The 3,608-nt window shown below is 65.0% G+C and carries 2 protein-coding genes, 1 tRNA gene and 1 pseudogene; 3 read left to right on the forward strand and 1 reads right to left on the reverse strand.

Annotated elements, in window-relative coordinates; translation table 11 throughout:
• Positions 1-1,200, reverse strand: a 1,200-nt coding sequence (locus I5M_RS02090; protein ID WP_022719889.1) for a serine hydrolase, incomplete at its 3' end; no start/stop codon positions are given.
• Between the two features lie 196 nt (positions 1,201-1,396).
• Between I5M_RS02090 and tuf the strand changes: the two are divergent.
• The 3 genes and pseudogenes from tuf (at position 1,397) to I5M_RS02105 (ending at position 3,062) form a co-directional block, all read left to right on the forward strand.
• Positions 1,397-2,588 (forward strand): annotated as a pseudogene (tuf, locus tag I5M_RS29025) (elongation factor Tu).
• An 87-nt stretch (positions 2,589-2,675) separates the two neighbouring features.
• Positions 2,676-2,909 carry a hypothetical protein gene (locus tag I5M_RS02100; protein ID WP_159103963.1) on the forward strand — a complete coding sequence of 78 codons (234 nt, stop codon included), beginning with the start codon at positions 2,676-2,678 and terminating at the stop codon, positions 2,907-2,909.
• Between the two features lie 77 nt (positions 2,910-2,986).
• A tRNA-Trp gene (locus I5M_RS02105) sits at positions 2,987-3,062 on the forward strand.
• The last annotated feature ends 546 nt before the right edge of the window (positions 3,063-3,608 follow it).

The raw sequence follows: 3,608 nt of genomic DNA on the forward strand, positions 1-3,608 counted from the left end.
CCAGATTCTCGTCAGCACGCGGAAATGCTCGCGCTGGCCGGGGCCTTGCGACATGAACACGCGAAACAGGTCTTCGGCCGGATCGATCCAGAAGAACGTGCCGGCGATGCCGCTCCAGAAGAAATTGCCGACCGAGCCGGGGAAGGGTGCGATGCCGGCTTGCGTGCGGACGGCGAAGCCGAGGCCGAAGCCGTGGCCGGGGGGCAGGATGTAGTTGTCCGGCGGGATGTGCGCGGCGAGGTGATTGCTGGCCATCAGCTCCAGCGTCTTGCGGCCGATGATGCGGACGCCGTCGAGGGCGCCGCCGCTCAGCAGCATCTGGCAGAACCTCGCGTAGTCCATCGTGGTGGATACCAGGCCGCCGCCGCCGGATTCCATCACCGGCTTTTCCGTCATGTCGAACAGCGCCACCGGATCGCCGCTCCACGGGTCGGCCGCGAACGGCTGCGCCAGGCGATGCTTGTTCGCGGCCGGCGTATGGAATGCCGTCTCGGTCATCTGCAGCGGCGCCAGGATATTGGCCTCAAGATACTCGCCGAGCGTCTTGCCGCTCACCACTTCGATGACGCGGCCGAGGATGTCGGTCGAGCGGCTGTAGTTCCAGCCGGCACCGGGCTGGCACACCAGCGGCAGCTCGGCGACGAGCCGCGCGTGCTCCTCGTTGCTGATCTTGCGGCTGCGGACGCGGGACTCGCGATACAGCCGGTGGATCGGGCCGTCGCCGGTGTGCTCGTAAGTGATGCCCGAGGTGTGACGCAGCAGGTCCTGGATCGTGATCGGGCGGTTGAGCGGCACGAGGTCGAGCTTGCCGTCCTTGGCGACGCCGACATTGCTGTTCTCGAATTCGGGGATGTATTTCTGCAGCGGATCGCCGAGCTGCATCAATCCGTCTTCGACCAGCTGCATGATGCCGACCGAGACGATCGGCTTGGTCATCGAGAAGATGCGGAACAGCGTGTCCTTGGTCATCGGCGCGTCGGAGCCGGGCGCCTGGCGGCCGAGCGCCTCGAACCAGCCGATATGACCGCGGCGTGACACCAGGATGGTGACGCCCGGGATCGTGCCCTTGTCGATCTCGCGCTTGTAGGCGTCCGACATCGCGCGCAACCGCGGCAGCGACAGGCCGAGCTCGCTTGGGGCGGCTTCGGGCAGTTGCGGGGTATGCGGTGCGGCGTCTGATCTGGCGGCGGTCGCGGTCATGGCGTCTCCCGATTGAACTTTTGCTCCAGCCGCTTACATGGGCGGGCGAATGCGCTGCCGGGGTCTTGCTGGCCCCGTCGCGCGCGAGCTTGGCCCAGAACTTCCGGCTTGAACAGGGTGCTTTTCCGCAGTAACCAGCCGCGGATTTCGCCCGGCCGGAGAGCTGGCGCCGAAAGGCCGACAAGGATGGAGAGCGATGGCCAAAGCAAAGTTTGAACGTACGAAGCCGCATTGCAACATCGGGACGATCGGTCACGTCGACCATGGCAAGACGTCGCTGACGGCGGCGATCACCAAGGTTCTGGCGGAGACAGGCGGTGCGACGTTCACGGCCTATGACCAGATCGACAAGGCGCCGGAAGAAAAGGCGCGCGGCATCACGATCTCGACCGCGCACGTCGAGTACGAGACGCAGAACCGCCACTACGCGCACGTCGACTGCCCCGGCCACGCCGACTATGTGAAGAACATGATCACCGGTGCGGCGCAGATGGACGGCGCCATCCTGGTGGTGTCGGCTGCCGACGGCCCGATGCCGCAGACCCGCGAGCACATCCTGCTGGCCCGCCAGGTCGGCGTGCCGGCGCTGGTGGTGTTCCTGAACAAGTGCGACATGGTCGACGATCCGGAACTGCTCGAGCTGGTCGAGATGGAAGTGCGCGAGCTTCTGTCGAAGTACGACTTCCCGGGCGACGACATTCCGATCGTCAAGGGCTCGGCTCTCGCTGCGCTCGAGAATTCGGATCCGAAGCTTGGCCACGACGCCATTCTCGAGCTGATGAAGAACGTCGACAGCTACATCCCGCAGCCGGAGCGTCCGGTCGACCAGCCGTTCCTGATGCCGGTCGAAGACGTGTTCTCGATCTCGGGTCGCGGCACCGTTGTCACGGGTCGTGTCGAGCGCGGCATCGTCAAGGTCGGTGAAGAAATCGAGATCGTCGGCATCCGCCCGACGCAGAAGACGACCTGCACCGGCGTCGAAATGTTCCGCAAGCTGCTCGATCAGGGCCAGGCCGGCGACAACATCGGCTGCCTGCTGCGCGGCACCAAGCGTGAGGAAGTCGAGCGTGGCCAGGTGCTGTGCAAGCCGGGTTCGGTGAAACCGCACACCAAGTTCAAGGCCGAGGCCTACATCCTGACCAAGGAAGAAGGGCGGACGTCACACCCCCGTTCTCACCAACTATCGTCCGCAGTTCTACTTCCGCACCACCGACGTGACCGGCGTCGTGCATCTGCCGGAAGGCACCGAGATGGTGATGCCGGGCGACAACATCGCCATGGAAGTGCACCTGATCGTGCCGATCGCGATGGAAGAAAAGCTGCGCTTCGCCATCCGCGAAGGCGGCCGCACGGTGGGCGCCGGCGTGGTGGCGGCGATCATCGAGTAACGAGCGATCGCTTTCCAGCGACCAGGGCCGCGAGCGCGCTTTGCCGTGCTCGCGGCCTTTCTGTTTGCGGCTTTCGATTCGCCAGCCGTGGCAGCGGCCTGTCCCGACCGTCCGCCGTGCCACGGCTGCGGCTGCAAGGGCGGCCCGGGCTATCGCGGCCCGGACGGGCACTGCGTCGGCTTTCGGGAACTCGACAAGGTGTGCGGCAATCCGCCCAACCGCTGCGTGTTCGAGAACGCTCCCGGCACCGGCGAAAACAGGGAATGCGCGCTGGCGCCGCGCGGCAAGCGGCAGAAGGCTGGGGCTCCTGCCGCCGAATAGACCAAAGCCTAGCCCGGTTTCCCCCTTGCCAGCGCCCCGTCCCCTATGCTTCAACCGCGCCTGCGGCGACGCCGCCTAGGAGTGTAGCTCAATTGGTAGAGCACCGGTCTCCAAAACCGGGGGTTGGGAGTTCGAGCCTCTCCACTCCTGCCAGCTGTTAAAATTTGGCGGGAATTTCAACGGGCGCGACACTGCCCCGGTTCGGACGACAATCGGCGGTCTCTTCGACAGCTGATAAAGAACATCGCGTCGCCAGCCAGCCGCTTTTTCTCCGTCACCTCGGTGTAGATCTGCGCCCTCGCTGGGGTGTCACAATCGAATATCGCCGTCGTCCGTCGGGGCAGGCCGGTCTCATCGCAGCGGAGTTTGGAACCAGCTGCCGAAGCTGCCTCCATGAACGGCTTGCCGCTGGGTGCTTAGTGAAGGTCGGGGGATCCCCGCGGGCTCCTGCGGCCCGAGAAGAGGAGTGGGCCTTTTCTCGTTTCGACGTCGGGCCAAGGCGCAGTTTGCCGCGCGGTAAAGGGGCTCCGTTCTGCTCGACTTATTATCGAAGTCAACAACCTTCGGGCGATGTCCGAGGTGCGCTATGGTTCTGGTTGCAATTCTTGTCAGAAGGGGGCGCGCGCTGCCTCTGTCGCCATGTCGCTGTCCTCCGCGGCCTGCCAAGCAAGTTCGAAGATCGTCGCCATCCTTGTTGTG

Origin of the sequence: Rhodopseudomonas sp. B29 (genome assembly GCF_000333455.1) — a bacterium.
Lineage (GTDB): Bacteria > Pseudomonadota > Alphaproteobacteria > Rhizobiales > Xanthobacteraceae > Rhodopseudomonas.